Genomic DNA, 18,467 nt, shown 5'->3' with positions numbered 1-18,467 from the left:
AGGGCACACCCTCGGCCCGCGCCGCCATCGGCTGGACGCTCTTGCGGTCACCCAAGCCGATCAGACCGCTCACGTAGAGCGGGCACATAGCCCGACGCGCCGGATGCGACAGTCCCGCAAGGAACGGCTGCAGCCACCGGTCCAGATCCTCACGCCATCCGCCAGCACCTGACATCGCGAGCACCCACGCTCATGCCCGTGGCAGGCGAATCCGCAAAAACCTCCAGCGTTCCCTCAATCTGCCAAAGTAGTGCTAGGTGTTTGGTTGCGGAACGTCGTTGGGATGTGGCACGCTGGGCGATCAAAGCCTACGCTTGGCGGTTCGAGGGTGTGCGCCGCCGTGTTGCCAGGAGGGCTCGTTGATGCTCGCCATCCATCCCCAGGCCCGCACCACCCCGGCTGTCCGCGCCGAGATCGCCCGCTCGTCCGAGAGCTCCGGGGTGCTGGCCAAGCGCTACGGCGTCTCAACCGAGACCATCCGCAAATGGCGCAAACGCGGCCCCGATGCCTGTCAGGATCGCTCGGCGCGACCCCATAAGCTGCCCTGGCGCGCCAGCGATGAGGAGCGCGCCATCGTGTGCGCGCTCCGCCGCTCCACCGGCTTCCCCCTCGATGCGCTGACCTTCGTTGTCAGCCACTTCCTGCCGCACCTGAACCGGGACGTCGTCTACCGCATCCTCAGGGCGGAGGGCCTCAACCGGCTGCCGCCCGCCGAGCAGGCCCGGAAGCCGCACGGCACCTTCAAGGACTACGAGGTCGGCTTCGTCCATGTCGACGTGAAGCACCTGCCCAAACTGCGTGACCGCGACGGCACCACCCGCAAACGCTACCTCTACGTCGCCATCGACCGCGCCTCGCGCTACGTGCACCTCGCGGTCATGGACGACGAGACAACGGCCTCGGCGGTGGCCTTCCTCACGGACGCATTCGACGCCTTCCCCTTCCGGGTCACCCACGTGCTCACCGATCGGGGCTCGTGCTTCACGGCCGATGCTTTCGAGGCCGCCTGCGAGCGGCACGGGGTGCAGCATCGCAAGACGCGCCCGTACACGCCGAAGACCAATGGTATGGTCGAGCGCTTCAACGGCCGGGTGCAACGGGAGGTGTTGGGCATCATGATCTACAGCCACGCCGACCTGGAGATCGTGCTGCGCGGCTTCAACGCGGCCTACAACGGCCGCCGGCAGCGCGTGCTCGAAGGTCTCTCGCCCGAGATGGTGTTGCGCCAGCGTCTCGAAGCTGAGCCCGCGTTCGCCAATCCCACCCACAGACCGCCCAGCCCAAGCCTCATCAAACGCGCCCTTCGCATCGTCGCAGATGCCAAGGAGGTCTCGCATCCAGACAGCTAGGATCGCCGATCGAAAGCTTGCCGCCGACCATCGCCTGTAGGGTTTCGAAGGCCTGGCATGCCTGTTCGAGCACGAGCGCGAACCCCGTCTCAGGCGTCTGCGCAGGGTACTGCGGCAGGTTGGCCCGCGCCGGGCCTTCGGCGTCATCGCTCACAGAAACCCGCTCCCCGAGTGCCCCTGTAAAGCGTTCGCCCGCCGAATGTACCGGACCACCTCCCTCGGATCCCGGTGCCCAGACTGGTCCATGATCCGGGCGAGGGCCCAGGGCTGTACCTTCGCCTCAGATGGTGCTCACGGTGTGGCTCGACACTAGAAGCACTGGTGGACACCCATGCGATGCTCCTTCGCGCTCTTAGCCGCTCTGGCCATCCTCGCCTGCCTTCCTACCACAGGACAGGCACAGAGCGCGGCCGAGCCGACTCGAAAGCCTGCTTCAGGCGCAACATCTGCAGGTGAGGAAGCCGCGTCAGCCGTCGACCCGGCGGTGCTCGATCGTTGCCGGCAGCGGGCGGAGAGTCAGAAGCTTAGAGAGGGCCCGGAGCGGAAGGCCTTCATGGGGACCTGCGTCACGCCGGAGGATTGAGCGGGTGAAAGGGCGAGGGGTGTCTGATCGGCTCATACACTCCTAAGCAAGGCTCGTAGAAGGTCATGTCCAGACCGAGCTACCGGTCATCGCGTTGACGTGTCAACAATTTGTCGCGTCAGGATGGTGACGGGTTGTCTCGTCATCGTGTTGTGGTGATGAACTGTAAACCTGTTGCCGCGATGATCCGTCAGCCCGTCAGCCCGTCAGCCCGTCGGAAGGTCAACACGATGCGCACACTCGCTCTCGTTTCGCAGAAAGGCGGGGCCGGAAAAACGACGTTGGCTTTGCACCTTGCGGTGGCGGCTCATCGCGCAGGTCTCCAAGTCGCGATCGCAGACCTCGATCCGCAATCGTCCGCTTGGAAATGGTCCGAGCGCCGTAAGGATCACCCAGAGGCGGTCGTCACATCGGCAGAGCAGCTCGAACACGTGAAGGCCCAGGCTGCGGCCGGCGGCCTCGATCTCCTCATTATCGACAGTGCGCCGCATGCGGACCGGCCGGCCCTCGTGGCCTGCAAGGCGTCCGACCTCGTGCTGATCCCCTGCCGTGCCTCAATTCTCGACATCGACGCGATCGGGCAGACCCACGACCTCACGACCATCGCCCGCAAGCCATCGTGGGTCGTTTTCAACGCCTGCAACACCTCAACAGAGTTCGATCTGGAGGAGGCGCGCGCCGGCCTGCGCGAACGCGGCATTCCCGTCTACTCGGGCGCGGTCTACCAGCGTGTTAGCTATTCGCGTGGCTTCATCCCGGGCCGGACCGCTCAGGAAATTGAACCTGCGGGGCGGGCGGCGACGGAGATCGAGGATCTGTTCCGGTGGGCGGCCAATCAGATCGGCCTTGTCCTCTCGCAGCCTGCCAACATCGAGGCCGCCTGATGAGCGCCGCACCTCGTTTCAGCCTCCGAGCCGCCGTGACCGATAGCGTCTCGACCGGCCGCCGGGATGAGCCTTCCGCGGTCGTAGAGCCCGAGGATGTTCCCGAGGCTGCTCCAGTCCAGGTTCCGGCGGTTCCCCGGTCTATCAAGAATACTAAGACCAAGCGCCCCGCCACGCGCCAGGGCGCGCGCGGGATCACCGTGTGGGTCGAACCCGAGGTCTACCGAATGATCAAGTTGGTGGGCCTCGACACCGACATGACCACACAGGACGTGATGATGGAGGCGATCAACGACCTTCTCGCCAAGAGGGGCAAAGGACGCCTCATGAAGACGCGCTGACCTGTCAACACGTCAACGTGTTGACAGGCTGACACGCTGCCAGCACCCGCCGTACCTGCGCGGCCGACCACACCCCTCCTCGGGCAGCCGGGATGCCGCGGGCGTTCAGCGCCGCTGCAATTTGGCGTAGCGACACGGCACCCTCGGCTCGCACGGTGGCGATGACCGGGGCGAGATCCATGGCACGCTCCCCCGCCCGCTGCGCCTGTCGAGCCCGGCTGCGCACCTGGCCGGCCTCACGGTTCGATAGGTTTTTCGGCTTGCCCAAGCGCACGCCCCGGGCCTTCGCCGCCGCCAGCGCCGCCTTGGTTCGGGCCGAGATCATCTTGCGCTCGGCCTGTGCGACCACGGCCATGATGCCGACCACAAGCTCGTTCGCCTCCGGCATGTCCGCCGCCACGAACCGAACGCCGGCCTTCTGCAGGTTCAGGAGAAAGGCGGCGTCACGAGAGAGCCGGTCGAGCTTGGCGATCACCAGCGTCGCCCCGTGGAGCCGACACAGCGCCATGGCCTCAGAGAGGCGAGGGCGGTTATCTCGGGACCCGCTCTCGACCTCGACCAGTTCGGCCACGTGGCGCCAAGAGCCGCCCGCGAGGAAATCAGCCACGGCGCGCCGCTGCGCCTCAAGCCCCAGGCCGGATCGGCCCTGCCGCTCGGTGGAGACCCGGAGGTAGGAGACGAAAGCGCCGCTGCTGCTCACCGACCACGCGCCTCAGCCTCGACAGCGTCCTGCATAGCCTTGGCCCAGTGCGGACACATGCGCGTACGCAGGTCTTGTAGGTGACGGCGTTCGTGCACGTGCTCGCAGAGGCGCATGAACTCCTCCGTCCATTCGGCGGTGCTGGCCAGCCCCTGATCGGTTGTCCCGAAATCTGTGAGGCCGCAGCGCGGACAGACCGCTGTGTGCATGCGTTGCCCTCCCATTAAGACCAGCGTTTCGTCTGATAGAACGAGCGTTTAACCGGATGAAACACCCGCCCGCGATGACGCCTGGGATACACCCAGGCTTCCCCGGGGCCGGTCCCGAACCCATCTCAGGATTATCCGCCGCGGAGCGGTCGGGGGTGTGCAGCGTGGTCGGGATGCAGTCAGTCGGCTCGTCGCGGCCGGTTACATTATTCGTGGCTGCAGGCCTGAGGCTCGAAAGCTACTTGCTTGGCAACGACGGCCATCCTGTGCCCTACCAGCAGGGGCATAGGTAACTCACATGCATGATCCCCAGGTGCTCATTCAACGTCCCGGTTGGCATGGCTCGCGCCCCTTTGTCGGTCTGCGCACTTCGCCGTTGGCCTATGCGCTTCTCGCCTTAGCCATCATGGCAGCTGGTTGGAACCTCGTGGCCAGCGATGCTGCCCGTACTGAGCAGGTACAACGAAGAGAGCAGATCAGCCGCAGCGACCGCTTGCTCTCGACGATGAAGGATCTGGAGACCGGTATGCGCGGCTACGCCTTAACTGGCATGCCCGAGTACCTCGAACCCTACGCCGACGCACTCAACCGCATCGGGGACGAAGTCGCCTACCTCGCCGTCCTAGATCGCACGTCCGCCGACTCTGCCGTCGCGGCGCTCGCCCCCGTTCGCAAGCTGATTGACGAGGAGAAAGCGTTCTCCGATCGCGTCGTGACAGCTCGTCGCGACCAAGGCTCCGACGCCGCTACCGCCCTGGTCGCGACCGGCGAGGGCAAGCGTTTGATGGACGCGATCCGCTCTGCGACCGCGGCGGCGAACAATCGCGCCGGTGAAGCGCTTGCTGAGAGTGAGCGCCGCGACAGGCTGCGTTACGCTATCCTGACCGCGTGCAGCCTACTCTGCGCCACTCTCGCCGTGGCGCTATTGGCGCGCCTCGCCCTCGTCCGCCGCCGCGAGAGCCAGCGCAGCAGCGGGCTGTTCGAGGGCGTGCTCGCCAATGCCCCGGTCGGCCTGGGCTTCCTCGACGGCGATCTGAAGATCCGTCACATGAACCGTGCGCTGGCGACGATGAGCGAGCGCGGCTTCGGGGCCGATCTCGGCGCGCCGATCTGGACCCTGCTGCCGAAGTTGGAAGAGCAGCTCACCCCGCTGCTAGAGGCAGCGCGTGATCATGGTCTGGTCAGTGCCGACGTGCCTGTGAACGTACCGAGTGAGAGCGCGCCGGGCGGAACGCGCCACTTCCGCATGAGCTTCTATCCGCTACGCCAAGATGAAGGGCCTGCAGCGAACGGCGTTGGTGTCGTCGTCACTGATGTAACCATGGCGGCGCTGTCCGAGGCTCAGGTACGCGCGGGCGAGGCACTGCTGCGGACCGTGCTTGATACCCTGCCGGTGGGCGTGCTCATCGCCGAGGCCCCGTCCGGCCGGATCACCGGCTACAACGCCCGGGCCGAGGCGATACTGGGGCACGGGGTACTGCCCGCGCAATCCGGTGAGGGACCAGCCCGCTGGGTTGGCTTCCACGAAGACGGCCGGCCGGTCGAGCCGAGGGAGTGGCCGCTGATCAAGGTGGTGCGCGAAGGCGAGCCCCAGTCGGAGCTAGAGGTTGACTACCAACGCGGCGATGGTTCGCGCGCCTGGGTCAGCTTCGCCGGAGCGCCGATGCGGGATCTAGACTGCAAGCTCGTCGGCGGCGTGGTCGTTGTGTCCGATATCGATGCCCGAAAGCGCTCCGAACACGTGCTCGCGGCGGCCAAGGAGGCCGCGGAGGAGGCTAACCGCGCCAAGTCTGAGTTTCTAGCTAATATGAGCCACGAGCTGCGCACCCCGCTTTCAGCGGTAATTGGCTACTCGGAGATGCTGCAGGAGGAAATGGAGGACGCAGGCCAGGCGGACCTGCTCCCAGACATGAAGAAGATCGAGGCGAACGCGCGCCATCTGCTTGGGCTGATCAACGACGTACTCGACTTGTCCAAGATCGAAGCCGAACGCATGGAGGTCTATCCGGAGAGTCTCGACGTAGCCTCCACCGTGCGCGACGTGGCCGCTACGGTCGAGGCCCTGGTGGAAAAGAAGGGCAATGCTCTCAGCTTGGATCTCGCGGACGGGCTGGGAGGCGCCTACACCGACGCGACCAAGCTGCGTCAGTGTCTGATCAACCTTCTCAGCAATGCCGCTAAGTTCACGGAAGGTGGCCGCATCACCTTGTCGGCTCACAGGCAAACGGACGAGGCAGGTGATAGCTTGGTGTTCGCGGTGTCGGATACCGGCATTGGCATGAGCGAGGAACAACTGGCGCGGCTGTTCCAGCGTTTCGGCCAGGCTGACGCATCGACGACGCGCCGGTTCGGCGGCACAGGGTTAGGCTTGGCTATCACGCGCGCGTTCGCGCACATGCTCGGCGGCGACATCGCGGTCGCGAGCCGCGAGGGTGAGGGTACGACCTTCACCCTAACGCTCCCGGCAAGCGTAGCTGATGGCGGGGAAGCTCAGGCCCTTCCTGGATCATCGACGACGACTGCACGATCCGAGATCCATGAGGCGGAGGGGAGCGCGGTCCTAGTTATCGACGATGATCAAGCGACCCGCGATCTGCTTGCGCGCTTCCTGACAAAAGAAGGCTTCCATGTTGCGACAGCGGCCGATGGAAAGGCCGGGTTAGAGTTAATTTGCACCCGGCGGCCACGGGCAATTCTGCTCGATGTGACTATGCCGCGCATGGACGGTTGGGCCGTGCTGCGCACGCTGCGCGCCGACCCGGAGCTAGGTGATCTTCCGGTGATCATGGTGACGGTTCTGGATGAGCAGAACCTCGCATTTTCGCTAGGCGCCACCGACTATTTGCAGAAGCCGGTCGATTGGGCGCAGCTGAAGGAGGTGATGGAGCGGTTCCGGCCAAAGCCCCACGACGGTCCAGTGCTGATCGTGGACGATGATGCGGACTTGCGCGAGTTGATGACATCGCAGCTGACTCGGGATGGCTGGCAGGTGGCGACGGCGGTGGATGGTCGAGCCGGCCTAACAGCGGTCGCCGAGCACAAGCCCCGGCTGATCCTGCTCGATCTGATGATGCCGGAGTTGGACGGGTTCGGCTTTCTGCGGCTGCTGCGCACCCGCCCAGAGTGGTACGATATTCCTGTGGTGGTGCTGACGGCCAAGGACGTCACCGCGGACGACTTCCGTCTGCTGGCCGGGCAAGCCGACCGCGTTGTGCAGAAGGCCGGCCTGTCCTTCTCGGACCTCTCAGCGATGCTGCGGACGCTCTACAGAACGGCTCCGATTGAAGGGTCTTAAATTCCAGACCGAAAGCACGTGATCCCGCCGATAGAGCGGGGGGTGCCGTCGCCTCGGGCTTAGACGGCGCCGAACATGCAAGGCCGGGCGAGCCGTGATGATATGGCTGCTCAGCCGGCACGCAAATCATGCTCCGTGTTGCAGCGTTCCTCTGGCCGTTGCCGCGGTGACGTGGCATTTCACATCCATGGCGATATCTAATGCGCGAACCTGTGAGGTTCAGCTCGACGGAGCATGGCGCGCCGTCAGTCTCGATGAGGCTGCCGTTGATCACCCGTCGGAGCTGAAGCGCTGCCCGGTTTGCCATGGGCGAGTGATGATCCTCGGGGCTTACAGTAGGCCCGACGTTCGGCGATCCATGTCGCATCGGAAATCGCACAGCGGCTGTCCGCTGAAGCCGGACACGTACTCCGGCACGCCCTCGCTACACCCCCAAGCGCTCGTGTAGATCCTCCGTCGTCCGCGTCGCTTCCCTGCCATCAGCTCTCTTACGGCCTTGGGTAGTGACGCGAGTGGTCTTCAAGCCCGGCGCGCGGTCCAGCTGCCGCTACAGTTTAGCAAGCCACCTTCCTGTGTCCGCCACGTGCCGCGACCGAGGCCGTCTCCATCAATCGCCCCGTTCACGAGGGCTTTGGCCGTAAAGGTTGCGATCGTTCCCCGCACGATGCCGGCCAACGAGATGCCGCCCTTCACCGTGTAGAACATGCTCCCTGTCGCCGTCGCGATGCCGTGTGCCACGTCAATCTGAACGTGCGTCGTCGCTGGGCAGGCACCGGATGCCGTTGACGCTTCCAAGTCCCATCGGCCGTCGAACTTTGCGGGGACGGACACTGGATCGCCGGCCGCCTGCGCATCGAGGCTGCCGATCACGAAGGCGGCGATCGTGAAAGCCTTGCGCATTCCCGACACCTTACCGTTCTCCCCGATGAACATAACGCTAGCGGCTTCCGGGGCAGTGCCCCGTCATTTCGTAGATCGTGATCGCGGGGCGATCAGGTTGGAGCTCTAGGCTTGATCAGACAGCCTTACGTCGGGCTTTCGGGGTAATTTTAGCCATCGCACCTGGGCGCCCGAGGCCGATCGCCTTGGCCAACACGGAGCGGCGCTCGGCATAACTCCGAGCGACCATCGGATAGTCGGCCGGCAGGCCGTAGCGCTCGCAGTAGCTCTGCGGGCTGAGACCATAGGCGGTCAGGTGCCGCTTTAGTGTCTTATAGGACCGACCGTCGATGAAGCTGACGATCCCGTCCTGATGGACCGACTTACGGATCTGGGCCGAGCTCGGCTTGTCGACGGCTACGGACGCGTCCGTGCCGGCCGAGACGGTGCTCGCCCCGGAGACGAGACTGGCGATCGCGCCGTGCACGCGGGCGATCAGCGCCGGCAGCTCGGTTGCCGGAACAGGATTGTTCGACACGTAGGCGGCGACGACATCGCCCGCCAACTCGGTGGATGAATAATTAGACACGGGTTGATCCGATCGAATTCAGCTGACCCAGCGGGGTCACCACATATTTTTCCGTCGCATAAATATTCAAAAAAGTATTCAGGCATTGATGTCGCATGCAATAACTATGATGCGACATATTTGCAGGCTTGGTCGCCCGCCAGCTTAACATTAAGTGCAAAAGGGAAATCAGTTCGGGATCAGTGCCGCTGCCGGATCTCTGTAGATCTTAGCTGTTAGCTGCCTTGCAGAGGCTCTTCCACGAGGCGGTGGATGAGATCAGTGCTTGACCGGTTCGTCTACGAACGAGCGAATGCCATCCTCGTTCAACGCATGCTCGAAGGCCTCATAGGCCGTTTGATCGTCCGAGAACGTGTCTTCCCAGACGGTGTGGCCATCCTCGTGGTCGACGACCTCCAGGGTCCAGTCGTCATCGCTCTCAGCGAACCGGTAGATGTGAACCTGTACCGTGCAGCCGTCACGCGTGACGTGGCCGCCTAGCGGGGAGAATTCGATCTTGCGATCGGGGATGGTGGCCATAAGCTTCTTCTTTCACACACCCTTGAGAGGCACGCCGGTCCTGTAGCGATTGTACTTCCGACCGATCCTATCGAGTTGCGGCCCTACCCCTACCAGTGTCATCGGTCGATCAAGTTCGGCGACCACGCGCAGCAGCCGGGCTCGGAACAGCTCGTCGGGCTCAATATCACTCATGTTCTATTCAACAGTGCGACGACACCACTTGCTAGAAGCCCCGCGCCTAGAACAATCAGCGAAGCGTTCTCGATGCCTTCGTCGGAGAGAAGCCGCGTACTAGCGCCTGCCACGATCGCGACAGATAGGACTGTCGTGACCCGGCTTATCCTCACGTCAGATAGCCCTTCGCCTTCAGGTGCTCAGTCGGGGGCTTCATGGATTATCTCCATTCACCACAGCACCTAGTCGGGTTGCGCCGCGATCACAGTGCCCGTGATGGGTCGTCGGATCAATGCTGGCAGGCAGCCCCCCTTTTTCATGCGCGCCAAGCTTGGCGCGCCGCGATGATATGGCCGCCTGGCCGGCACGATGGACTCGATTGACTGGACTGCGATAGCTCTAAGAGCCTGTTTGAGCGCCTCTGCCGGCCGTCCCCATCTGTCTCGTGTAGCAACACAAATTCCGCCTGGCGGGGCGGGGTGGAGAGCAGATGTGGACGGACCGACATCGGACGCGTCACGAGGCGCGTCTGAAGAACATGGTGCTGCAAGCGGGCTTGGACGAGGTGGCCCGTTTCCTGGAGCGCGCGGATCCGCCGGGCTGTCCGGAGGCTACACCGGCGCGCCACGCACTGGCAGGGATAGCTTGGCACCTGCGGACGGGCGGAGGATGGCGGTTGCTGCCTGCGGGCTTTCCGCCGTGGCGCACGGTCTACGGCTGGTTCCGGCGCTGGATCGACAAGGGCCTGTTCGAGAGCCTGCTGCGGTCTCTGACCCGCCGTCAGCGGCGGCGTTGCGGACGCCGGTCGGAGCCACGGCTGGCGATCATCGACACGCAGAGCGTCAAGTGCATCGGGGTGCGCGGACCGCGCGGCTACGATGGCGCCAAGAAGGTCGTCGGGCGCAAACGCGTGGCCTTGGTCGATGCCGAAGGCCATGTTCTGGCGCTCGCCGTCGTGCCGGCCAACGTGCAGGATCGCGATACCTTACCCGCCCTTGATGATGGCAAGGAGCAGTGGCCCAGTCTACGCTTGGCCATCCTCGACGGCGCCTTCGCGGCCGAACGCTGCCGGGAATGGTGCAACATCCACGGCATGCGCCATCGCGTCGTCGAGAAAGACCCGGATCAGAAGGGCTTCGTCGTCCTGGAGCGGCGCTGGGTCGTGGAGCGAACCTTCGGCTGGCTCAGCCATTGGGGCGGCCTGCACCGTGAGCGCGCCGGTCGCCTTGATGTCGCGACAGGGCGCCTCGTCTGCGCCGCCAGCCTCATGGCCGCTAATGCCCTCAACAATCCGGCTTAAGATAAGACGCTCAAACAGGCTCTAAGCGATGATCGCAGATCGCATTGTTCGGGCCATCGCAGCGCTACGCGCGGCCGGGCATCAAGTTGAAGAGATCCCCGGTACCAACGGTGTTTACCGGGTCGATGGCGGCGGCGCTGTGACTGGACCAGTCGTGCTCGCCTTGGCGATCCGCCTCGGCCTCATGGACGGGCCAGGCCGGGCACAGTAGCTCTCCGGCATGGCCAGCAACCCGACCGTGTCCGACCTGCGCAAGGTCATCGAGGTGACGGACGACGAGATCACCGCCGCCGTTGACGCCGTGCTCGCCGATCTGGCGTCAGAGGCCTACCCGCTGGCCAAAGGATGGGCGCTCGACCTCGTCGCGGCGATCGCCAACCACAAGGCGTCCCAGGACGCGCTGCTCACCAACCGGGACGCCTACAAGCGCAACATGGTTCGCACCGCGATCCTGCTGTCGCATCCGGTGAAGGCATGAGCGAGCCAGCCATCAGTCCCGACAAGGCCACGGTCCACCGTGCGATGGCGCGCCTCGACGGGTTCGCCCGCGGGCTCGGGCTGGATGAGGCGGCCACGCGAATGATTGTCGAGCGGGTCGTCGCCGATATGCCCGAGCAGACTGACGAGGAGCGCAGCATCGAGGCCCGCTGCCGCATGATCGTTGCATCCGCCTGATCCCATGACTGAGGATTACGACCCGACGCTCGAAGCCGTTACGGCGTTGCGGGCGCATGGCCATACCGTCGAGGCGGCCGACGAATGCGAGCGCTGGCAAATCAATGGCGGCGAATGGGTGTCGCTTGGCGAGCTCCTGGCGCTTGCAGCGCGCCTTGGGCTCGTAGGGGGGCCGGGACTGGTGCAGTAGTTCGATGCCATGTTTCAGACCCTCCCCGGCTGGATCCTGTTCGCCTCCATCTTGGTCTCCGGGATGACCGCCTGTTCAGTGGCAGCCGCGATGCTCGACCATGCGCTGGGTGAAGGGGCGATCGAACGCCGCGACTTCCTCACGTTCCTGCTGTTCGGGACGCTGCTGGTGGCATCTGCGCTGCTGCTGCTGTGGGTCGAAACGCGGTGACAGGTTGGCCTTGGCCACCAACTTGGTCTTGCCGCTCCGATCAAGGCAACGCCGCCTTTACCCTGGTCACACCGCGTCGAAACTTGCGTGGGGCAGGGAGCGTACCGCGCCCATGAGCAGCGAACGCATCATACCGACCGAGCCGTTTCCCGAGCCCGAGGACACGCTCACCCAGATGTCGCATCCCGAGTTCATTGCGGGTTGGAAAGCGCTGGTAGGGGAGCCGCCCGCCGCGATGCTCGAAGATCGCTCCGAGATGATCCGGGTCTTGGTGGAGAGCACGCCGATCGCCCCGTTGGATGAGGTTGACGTCGCGGTTGATGGCGATGAAGTGATGCCAGCTCAGACGCCGCTATCATCGGCAAGGGCGTCGTCGTAGGCGTCGAGCAGCCAGGCGAGAAGGTTGGTCCCAACGTCGTCACCAAGATCGCCGATCGGACCGCTCAGAAGCTTCTGGGGGCACTGAGACCGCGCCTCGGCGAGCAGCGCGCGAGCGAGCTGGTCCAGCGCATCACTGGGCAGCACCCGGTCTCGATCGACAGGCATGACTGCATTCCTTCACCCGTGTACCGGGCGCTCGGCCCCACCCCGATCTGCTCACGGGGTGGGGTAGCGTCCGATCTCGCCAGCGGTCTAAGCCAAGGTCAACACGGCCCGGGATGCGGGATGGGGCCCCGTCGAAGGTTAACTCTGCGCGCTCTGCCAAAACTTTCCAAAAGGAGAACCATGGCAACCGACACCGACGCTGGGCAGGCGATCTACAATTCTCGGACGCTGGCGCTCTACGACCTCGTGGTGCTGCGCCTCTCAAACCCGCTGATTTGGCGCTGCCCGACCGCGCAGATCCTTGCCCTCTACGACCGACACGCAAGCGCTTCACACCTCGACGTCGGCGTCGGGACTGGCTGGTACCTGCAGCGGTGCCGCTTTCCGTTGCCCAGGCCGCGCGTCGGCCTCATGGACCTCAACGCCAACAGCCTCGACTTCGCCGCCCGCAGGCTCGCTCACTACCAGCTGGAGACCTATCGCGTCGACGTGCTGGGCAAGCCAGCCACCGGAATTGTGCCGTTTGACTCGATCGGCATGACCTACCTACTGCACTGTCTGCCGGGCGACATCGCCACCAAGGCGAAGGCCTTCGACACGGTGCGGCCTTGCCTCCGAGACGGCGGGGTAGTGTTCGGCGCCACGATCCTGTCGGGCGGCGTCCCTACCACGGCGGCCGCGCGGGCCCTGATGCGGGTCTACAATCGCAAAGGGGTGTTCTCGAACGCGGGCGACACCCTGCCAGCCCTCCGCGCGGCGCTGGACCAGCGCTTCCGGGTGGTTGAGATCGCTGTCATCGGGTGCGTCGCCCTGTTCGTGGCGCGGGCGCCGCGCTGAGAGGTCCGTTACCGCGAGCATGACAAAGCCCACGCCGGCGAACCGGGCGGGCCAAAGTCTGGGTTGGGACGAAATTACTTTCCGCTCGGTGCGGCGTAACTGCCGGTGGTCCCGTTGCCGCCGCTGCTTCCACCGGGCGCGCCACGGGTGGTGTTCCGGACGAAGCTGGCACCAGGGTAGTTCCGCTGCGTCCGCGCCAATGTGCTGCGGTGCGCGCGATGGCGCCGCATCCGCACGTCGGTCAGCATGTCGGACGGGGCTGAAACGCCGGCCACGGGGCCAGCGGGAACAGCTGCGGCCGGGAGGCTGAGGCCAGCGAGGCTGGCACCGGCAAGCGCTGCGAGAATGAAGATACGCATGAGATCCCTTCTTGCCTGGGAGCAGAAGGCTCGCATTGGCATGTGGGAAGCACGCAGACACACATCTGGTTCAATCGCTGCCCACTACCCGATCGCCTCCGGGTGGGGCCTCGCTTCACCTCTGTAGTGTCGAGGTGTGAGCGGGCAGCCGTCGTGGATGCGAAAGTGCGACAGCGTTGAGCGCCGCCCTGGCGTGTAGCCGCCCTGGATCATAAGCCGTCCAAAGCACGCCGGGCAGCGCTTGAGAGCGTCGCGATGGCGGGCCTGAGCCTCGTCGACCGTAACAGCTACCCACGTCCCGTCGGACAGGACCTCGCAGGTAAGGGATGATGGCGTTGGCATATCCAATCATGCTGCGTCAGCAACATCACGGCTAGGCCATTGAGGTCACACCGTAAGACGCTCGGCCCCGCCGCCCGATCTGATCACGGGCTGGCGGGGGAGGTCGTCTATTTCACCGGCCGCAACCGCATCCGCGGCGTGGTGCAGAACCACGGGCGTCAGATTGCGAAGGCAGATTGCGAAGGCAGATGGGGAATACCCAGTAGGGAGAAATTTTGGCTTAGAAAACTGTCGGCAGCTTCCTGACGCGCCGATCAATGGCCGCGAATAGTTGGCGGGTAGGCTATAGATGCGGAAGTACCCGCTAGTCTACGTACTCTGGCAATTATGCGGCACGAAGCCTCTCCTGCACCTTGCCGCTCTGCATCCATCTCTAATTCAAGCAGCCGATTGAATAGGAGCGCATCGTGCTTGCCAATTGTAGCCGAAACATCCTCAGAAAGGATAACGATAAGCTTGCGCATAAAACGACAGGTGATCGACGGCGACCATGTCGGCATCGGTTCGCACTCAGCATTTCGCGGTCAGAACCGGCACGATAATGACTCTCTTATAATAATTTCTGTCATTTGATAGGGTCTATATAGATTTATTGTGCTGGAACTTAGAAAGTGACCCTTGGCGAACGAAAGGTGTCGCCATGCCGAATAATTTGCCGCAAGGCCAAGTTACCTTTCGTGGCCGTGGATTAGCTTTCGCCCATGGCACGCGACTTGTAGTAAAAATCTGTCCGCTCTGTTCCCAGTGGAACTCGCCTAAGGCCGCAGAGAACGGCCATTGCGGCTGGTGTGCCTACGTTCCGTTCCAGAGCGATGTAGAGCCGGCCGCGGTCCAGACACGGACATGCTCTGATGCGATGAGCTTGAGGAAATACCCTATGGATGCCGGCCGCTTAGCTGAAACCGAGAGCGCGCTCGCCATCACGGATCGACTCTGGCGTGCAGAGATGCAGCGAACGCTCGGGCCGGACGCCGTGCTGCTCTATGGCTTCGGGGTGGAGCGTCAGGGCGCACCCGGGACGCGGCTGCGGCAGGCGTTTGAAGCTCGTAGCGCTGCCTTGACAGCCTGGCGGAACGAACGCCGACGGTAAGCCTGACGACAGCTGCCCGGCAGGATAGCCGCCGGGATGGCGGTGTCGAGGCGCCTAGCCGGCGTCATGGGCACGCATGGCCAGTGGCGGGCGCCGGGTACGCCTGTGATGGATGCGGTGTAGGCGTGAGACAATTCCGAAGTGTCACGGTGGAACGCCTCTGCCGCATTTCCACACGCCGTAGACCGGTTTAGGCTCCACTTACGCTTGTGAAGGTCGGTGCTTAAATGGCGGAAGATGATGATGACAAAATGTTTTTGTACTCATCTTCTGAAGATGATGACTCGGACATAATAAATTTCGTTATCAAAGAGGAGCAGGATCTTTGGGATTTAATCAGATTACTCTCGGATGATGAAACATCGCTTATCCGACTTAATATTGAAATAAAGGATCTCAGCTGGGCAAAGCTGCAGGTAATATATGACGAAGACATATTTAAGCAGAGTCTAACCGCTGATGCAATGCGTGGTCTAATTGATTTTCAGACTTCTTTCTATAAATCCATCGCATTGTTATTGAAAGGGACTAGAAAAGCTTCGTCGCTAACTGAGGAAGAGAAGTCAGTATTCAGGCTAAATTATAAAGTTGGCCCAGGGAGCTCAGATGTTGAAGCGAAAGGCGATGATAAGCTACCGGAGATATTGGGCAGGATAGCAGAGAAAATGGAGTCCAAGCACTTACTTTGGCTCGCTTGTTTTGGTTTCGCTCTATACTTCGGTAAGGGCGGTCTCGAAGTGTATCTAAATCACACTGCCGATATGAAAAAAATAGAACAACAAGGCGAGAGCGAAAAGGGACTGCAGGACATCATTCGAGATATGAACCAGTCCCAAAAGGAAAATATCAAACTGATTTCAGAATTGTCCAAGAAAAGCGATGCCGCCAGAGAACTGACTACCGGCAGCATTGAGGCGCACGAGTCCATTGTTCGCCATTCAGCCGGAACAGATAAGATCACTATCAACGGACAGGAAATCAGCGCCAAAGCAGTCAGGGAACTAACCAACAGCCAGCGCAAAACTGGATCAAATCAAGTATTCGAAGGGGTTTACTCGATTGAGAGCGTGGACCCATCAGACCCTACCCAATACATGATCAAGCTTAGAAACCTGAGCGATGGTGATATCTTCCAGGCCAAGCTAGCTGACGCAATCGTCATGGAAGAATTCAAATCAGTGATCAAAGATGCCGAGTGGGATCGATCCCGAGTGCTTCTCAAGATAAGCGCGCGTCGCGTAGGACACGCATTGAAGAACGCGGAAATCATCAGCGCGCGGCGCATTGCGCCCGACTAAGCAATCAGACCTTCCGCAGCCGCACCCCTGGCCCCTCGCCGTTCTCCTCGATGAAGATGACGCCGGCGGCTTCGAACGCCTGCCTGCACCGATCATTTCCAATTCGATTGCAGGCAGGACAGTATCAATCGTTGAAGATGCTAGTTGCTGCACCGAGCGTGCCGGCGCCAACAATCACAACTGCCAACGGGATCATCAGGCCGCAGGCAACCCCGACCAAAAACATCAGCATGGCGTCCTCCAACATATTGTTGAGGGATCTAACCTCCCATGAATGCTTTGGTTGCGCACCAATGCGCGTGCCGAGGGTGATATCGGCTAAGCAATTCTGGTGAGCCTGAGGCCGGCACTTTCGAGGTATGCTGCCCTCAGCGCCTCTTCCACGAGGCGGCGGACCTCGGGATCGCTACCGCCTACCTTAGAATGGCAACAGCACTGCCGGCGATAAGCCCAGAGGCCAATACGATGATGGGGGCATTATCGAAGCCCGCGTCGCTGAGTATCCGTACTGAGCTCGCCGCGATGGCGACGATAATCACTGCAAACGCCAGCAGAGACGACCGCATTTCAGGTAGCCCTCGCTTTCAATCGCTTGGCAGTACGGCTTGACCCCTCATCGCCTATCCCTTCTCCAGCCGAAATTCGGCCCCGCCACTCATGAGCGCGTCCGCTGCTCCCGATGCACGTATGACGCCATGGCGATGGCAATCAGGACAGTTGCAGCGGCGATGTAGGCCAGCTCGACGGTACTGACGCTGAGGCCCACTGGCCGCACGATCGCTAGCCACACCATGAACAGTAAGCCTGCAACTGGCACGCTGAGCGCCAAGACGCTGATCGCGAACACCTGCCATTGCGGCATCGCTTTGGGCCGCCGCTGCACTGGCTGGTTATCGTTGCTGATGCGCGTCACGACGCTTTCCGCTCCCGGAACCGGATCCCAGCCCCGCCGCCGTTCTCGGGGATGAACTCGATGCCGGCTCCTTCAAGGGCGGATCGGATGTCGGTCAGCGTCCGGTCATAGGGCCGCCGCTTAGCGGTCTCGAAGTCGGCCAGAGTCATTTTCGACACCCGGGACTGCTCCGCGAGCTGCTCACGGGTCCAGTTCAGAAGGGCGCGGGCCGCACGGCATTGTGCCGGTGAAATCATATTTCTGGCCCAACCTCGTATTTCAGGATTGACCCTGAGCCCAACCTTGTACTAATTATCTGACATCAGGTCGCCAAACACAAGGCCGAGCCGATGTCCCACCGCACTCTCTCCTGGACCAAGCTCTCCCGCAGCCTGCACAACAGCCGCCCAGCGATCGCCCCCGGCCTGCTCTCGGCCAAGGCCCGCATCGACATGACGGTGCGCACCACGCGCCGCCCGCTGTTCGCGGCCGGCCAGTTCGACCGCGCCGCCATCATGTCGGCCGCCTCCTCCGCCGCCCACGCGCATCAGGAGCGGTTCGGCGGCACTTGGAGCGAGGCCATGTCGGTGGCGCTCAAGGCCGCCTGGGGCGCCGCCAAGCTCGCCCGCCACATGGCCGCTCACTGAGCGCAGATCTGCGCCGAGTGAAATCAGCGGCTTAGCCGCCTGATCTGACCCACCCCCTCACCGCCGACCCACCGCCACGAGCCCTCACCGGAGCCCGAACGATGACGCACGCCCGCATCCCCGATTTCAGCCAACCCGTCCCGGTCCGCAGCCCTGCTGCCCCGAGCGTCGCCCGCCGCCGTATCCCGGTCGATCCCCGCTACCTGAACCTCCCGAACGAGCCGGTCCCGGGCGAGATCGAGCCCTGGCAGGCCGTCACTCCGGTCCGGCCCGACACCGCCCGCAGCCTCCGCTTCCTCGACACGGCCGGCGAGCTGCTGGCCGCGGCCTTCATCATCGGCGGCGGCACGGTGCTGACCGGCCTCGCCACCCTGCTCTGAACCCGACCCGCACCCCAGCCGGCCGGCTGCCCGCGTCCCTCATCCGAGCATCCCGCCCTGTCCCTGCGCCCCTCCCTCCACCACCTGATCCGCCGCGACGGCGAGCGCCCGCGCCTTCGGGAGCGCGCCCCCGCCCTCCGCGCCCCTCCACCCCGCCGCCGTACCGCCGCAGCCCGACCCATGCCCGCCCCCCTCCC

General features: G+C 63.3%; 22 protein-coding genes and 1 pseudogene. 14 read left to right on the top strand and 9 right to left on the bottom strand.

What is annotated here, in order from left to right; all coding sequences use genetic code 11:
- Positions 1-175, bottom strand: a 175-nt coding sequence (locus MKL20_RS05750; RefSeq protein ID WP_244035877.1) for a transposase, incomplete at its 3' end; no start/stop codon positions are given.
- Positions 176-362: 187 nt separating this feature from the next.
- Between MKL20_RS05750 and MKL20_RS05745 the strand changes: the two genes are divergently transcribed.
- From MKL20_RS05745 to MKL20_RS05735, 3 genes are all read left to right on the top strand, one after another.
- Positions 363-1,349, top strand: a complete 987-nt coding sequence (locus MKL20_RS05745; protein WP_244035876.1) for an IS481 family transposase — start codon at positions 363-365, stop codon at positions 1,347-1,349.
- 717 nt (positions 1,350-2,066) lie between these two features.
- Positions 2,067-2,816 (top strand): ParA family protein, encoded by a 750-nt coding sequence (locus MKL20_RS05740; RefSeq protein ID WP_244035875.1) that lies wholly within the window; start codon positions 2,067-2,069, stop codon positions 2,814-2,816.
- A gap of 35 nt (positions 2,817-2,851) precedes the next feature.
- Entirely contained in the window at positions 2,852-3,157 is a 306-nt protein-coding gene (locus MKL20_RS05735) for a ribbon-helix-helix domain-containing protein (RefSeq protein WP_243961206.1), read from the top strand.
- A 4-nt stretch (positions 3,158-3,161) separates the two neighbouring features.
- Here MKL20_RS05735 and MKL20_RS05730 read toward each other — a convergent pair whose 3' ends face one another.
- A complete protein-coding gene (locus tag MKL20_RS05730) occupies positions 3,162-3,857 on the bottom strand; it encodes a recombinase family protein (RefSeq protein ID WP_243961205.1) in 696 nt (231 codons plus the stop codon).
- A 507-nt stretch (positions 3,858-4,364) separates the two neighbouring features.
- Between MKL20_RS05730 and MKL20_RS05725 the strand changes: the two genes are divergently transcribed.
- The gene (locus MKL20_RS05725; RefSeq protein WP_243961204.1) at positions 4,365-7,361 is read left to right on the top strand and encodes a response regulator; all 2,997 of its coding nucleotides are present in this window, start codon (positions 4,365-4,367) and stop codon (positions 7,359-7,361) included.
- Positions 7,362-7,880: 519 nt separating this feature from the next.
- On the opposite strand, the gene MKL20_RS05720 is transcribed toward MKL20_RS05725, so the two are convergent.
- From MKL20_RS05720 to MKL20_RS05710, 3 genes are all read right to left on the bottom strand, one after another.
- Positions 7,881-8,294 (bottom strand): heme utilization protein, encoded by a 414-nt coding sequence (locus tag MKL20_RS05720; protein WP_243961202.1) that lies wholly within the window; start codon positions 8,292-8,294, stop codon positions 7,881-7,883.
- Positions 8,295-8,376: 82 nt separating this feature from the next.
- Positions 8,377-8,829: a MucR family transcriptional regulator gene (locus tag MKL20_RS05715; RefSeq protein WP_243961200.1), complete on the bottom strand. Its 453-nt coding sequence runs from the start codon at positions 8,827-8,829 to the stop codon at positions 8,377-8,379.
- Positions 8,830-9,087: 258 nt separating this feature from the next.
- Positions 9,088-9,348 (bottom strand): hypothetical protein, encoded by a 261-nt coding sequence (locus MKL20_RS05710; RefSeq protein ID WP_243961198.1) that lies wholly within the window; start codon positions 9,346-9,348, stop codon positions 9,088-9,090.
- A gap of 694 nt (positions 9,349-10,042) precedes the next feature.
- Here MKL20_RS05710 and MKL20_RS05705 point away from each other — a divergent pair.
- From MKL20_RS05705 to MKL20_RS05680, 6 genes are all read left to right on the top strand, one after another.
- Positions 10,043-10,804, top strand: coding sequence for an IS5 family transposase (locus MKL20_RS05705; protein ID WP_244035874.1), 762 nt, complete (start codon positions 10,043-10,045; stop codon positions 10,802-10,804).
- Positions 10,805-11,024: 220 nt separating this feature from the next.
- Positions 11,025-11,282 carry a hypothetical protein gene (locus tag MKL20_RS05700; RefSeq protein ID WP_243962843.1) on the top strand — a complete coding sequence of 86 codons (258 nt, stop codon included), beginning with the start codon at positions 11,025-11,027 and terminating at the stop codon, positions 11,280-11,282.
- A complete protein-coding gene (locus MKL20_RS05695) occupies positions 11,279-11,479 on the top strand; it encodes a hypothetical protein (RefSeq protein WP_243962841.1) in 201 nt (66 codons plus the stop codon). Before MKL20_RS05700 ends, MKL20_RS05695 begins: the two co-directional genes overlap by 4 nt.
- Positions 11,480-11,483: 4 nt before the next feature.
- A complete protein-coding gene (locus MKL20_RS05690) occupies positions 11,484-11,669 on the top strand; it encodes a hypothetical protein (protein WP_243962839.1) in 186 nt (61 codons plus the stop codon).
- Positions 11,670-11,678: 9 nt separating this feature from the next.
- On the top strand, positions 11,679-11,879 hold the full coding sequence (locus MKL20_RS05685; RefSeq protein ID WP_243962837.1) for a hypothetical protein: 201 nt from the start codon (positions 11,679-11,681) through the stop codon (positions 11,877-11,879).
- A 112-nt stretch (positions 11,880-11,991) separates the two neighbouring features.
- Positions 11,992-12,258: a hypothetical protein gene (locus tag MKL20_RS05680; protein ID WP_243962835.1), complete on the top strand. Its 267-nt coding sequence runs from the start codon at positions 11,992-11,994 to the stop codon at positions 12,256-12,258.
- Here MKL20_RS05680 and MKL20_RS05675 read toward each other — a convergent pair.
- Positions 12,222-12,425: a hypothetical protein gene (locus MKL20_RS05675; protein ID WP_243962833.1), complete on the bottom strand. Its 204-nt coding sequence runs from the start codon at positions 12,423-12,425 to the stop codon at positions 12,222-12,224. The genes MKL20_RS05680 and MKL20_RS05675 overlap by 37 nt on opposite strands.
- 180 nt (positions 12,426-12,605) lie before the next feature.
- On the opposite strand from MKL20_RS05675, the gene MKL20_RS05670 reads away from it, so the two are divergent.
- Both MKL20_RS05670 and MKL20_RS05660 read left to right on the top strand, forming a co-directional pair.
- Positions 12,606-13,262, top strand: a complete 657-nt coding sequence (locus tag MKL20_RS05670; RefSeq protein ID WP_243962832.1) for a class I SAM-dependent methyltransferase — start codon at positions 12,606-12,608, stop codon at positions 13,260-13,262.
- Between the two features lie 2,018 nt (positions 13,263-15,280).
- Entirely contained in the window at positions 15,281-16,351 is a 1,071-nt protein-coding gene (locus tag MKL20_RS05660; protein ID WP_244035873.1) for a hypothetical protein, read from the top strand.
- Positions 16,352-16,355: 4 nt separating this feature from the next.
- On the opposite strand, the pseudogene MKL20_RS05655 reads toward MKL20_RS05660, so the two are convergent.
- The 3 genes and pseudogenes from MKL20_RS05655 to MKL20_RS05645 all read right to left on the bottom strand — a co-directional run.
- Positions 16,356-16,436: pseudogene (locus MKL20_RS05655) on the bottom strand (XRE family transcriptional regulator); the annotation flags it as partial.
- Positions 16,437-17,006: 570 nt separating this feature from the next.
- Positions 17,007-17,264 (bottom strand): hypothetical protein, encoded by a 258-nt coding sequence (locus tag MKL20_RS05650; protein WP_243962830.1) that lies wholly within the window; start codon positions 17,262-17,264, stop codon positions 17,007-17,009.
- A complete protein-coding gene (locus MKL20_RS05645; protein ID WP_279594555.1) occupies positions 17,261-17,500 on the bottom strand; it encodes a multiprotein-bridging factor 1 family protein in 240 nt (79 codons plus the stop codon). Before MKL20_RS05645 ends, MKL20_RS05650 begins: the two co-directional genes overlap by 4 nt.
- A gap of 93 nt (positions 17,501-17,593) precedes the next feature.
- On the opposite strand from MKL20_RS05645, the gene MKL20_RS05640 reads away from it, so the two are divergent.
- Together MKL20_RS05640 and MKL20_RS05635 are read left to right on the top strand one after the other, a co-directional pair.
- On the top strand, positions 17,594-17,890 hold the full coding sequence (locus MKL20_RS05640) for a hypothetical protein (protein ID WP_243962828.1): 297 nt from the start codon (positions 17,594-17,596) through the stop codon (positions 17,888-17,890).
- Positions 17,891-17,991: 101 nt separating this feature from the next.
- Positions 17,992-18,270 carry a hypothetical protein gene (locus MKL20_RS05635; RefSeq protein WP_244035872.1) on the top strand — a complete coding sequence of 93 codons (279 nt, stop codon included), beginning with the start codon at positions 17,992-17,994 and terminating at the stop codon, positions 18,268-18,270.
- Positions 18,271-18,467 lie beyond the last annotated feature (197 nt).

The organism is Methylobacterium sp. E-066, assembly GCF_022829635.1.
Classification (GTDB): domain Bacteria; phylum Pseudomonadota; class Alphaproteobacteria; order Rhizobiales; family Beijerinckiaceae; genus Methylobacterium.
This window is presented reverse-complemented; position numbering and strand designations above follow the sequence as displayed.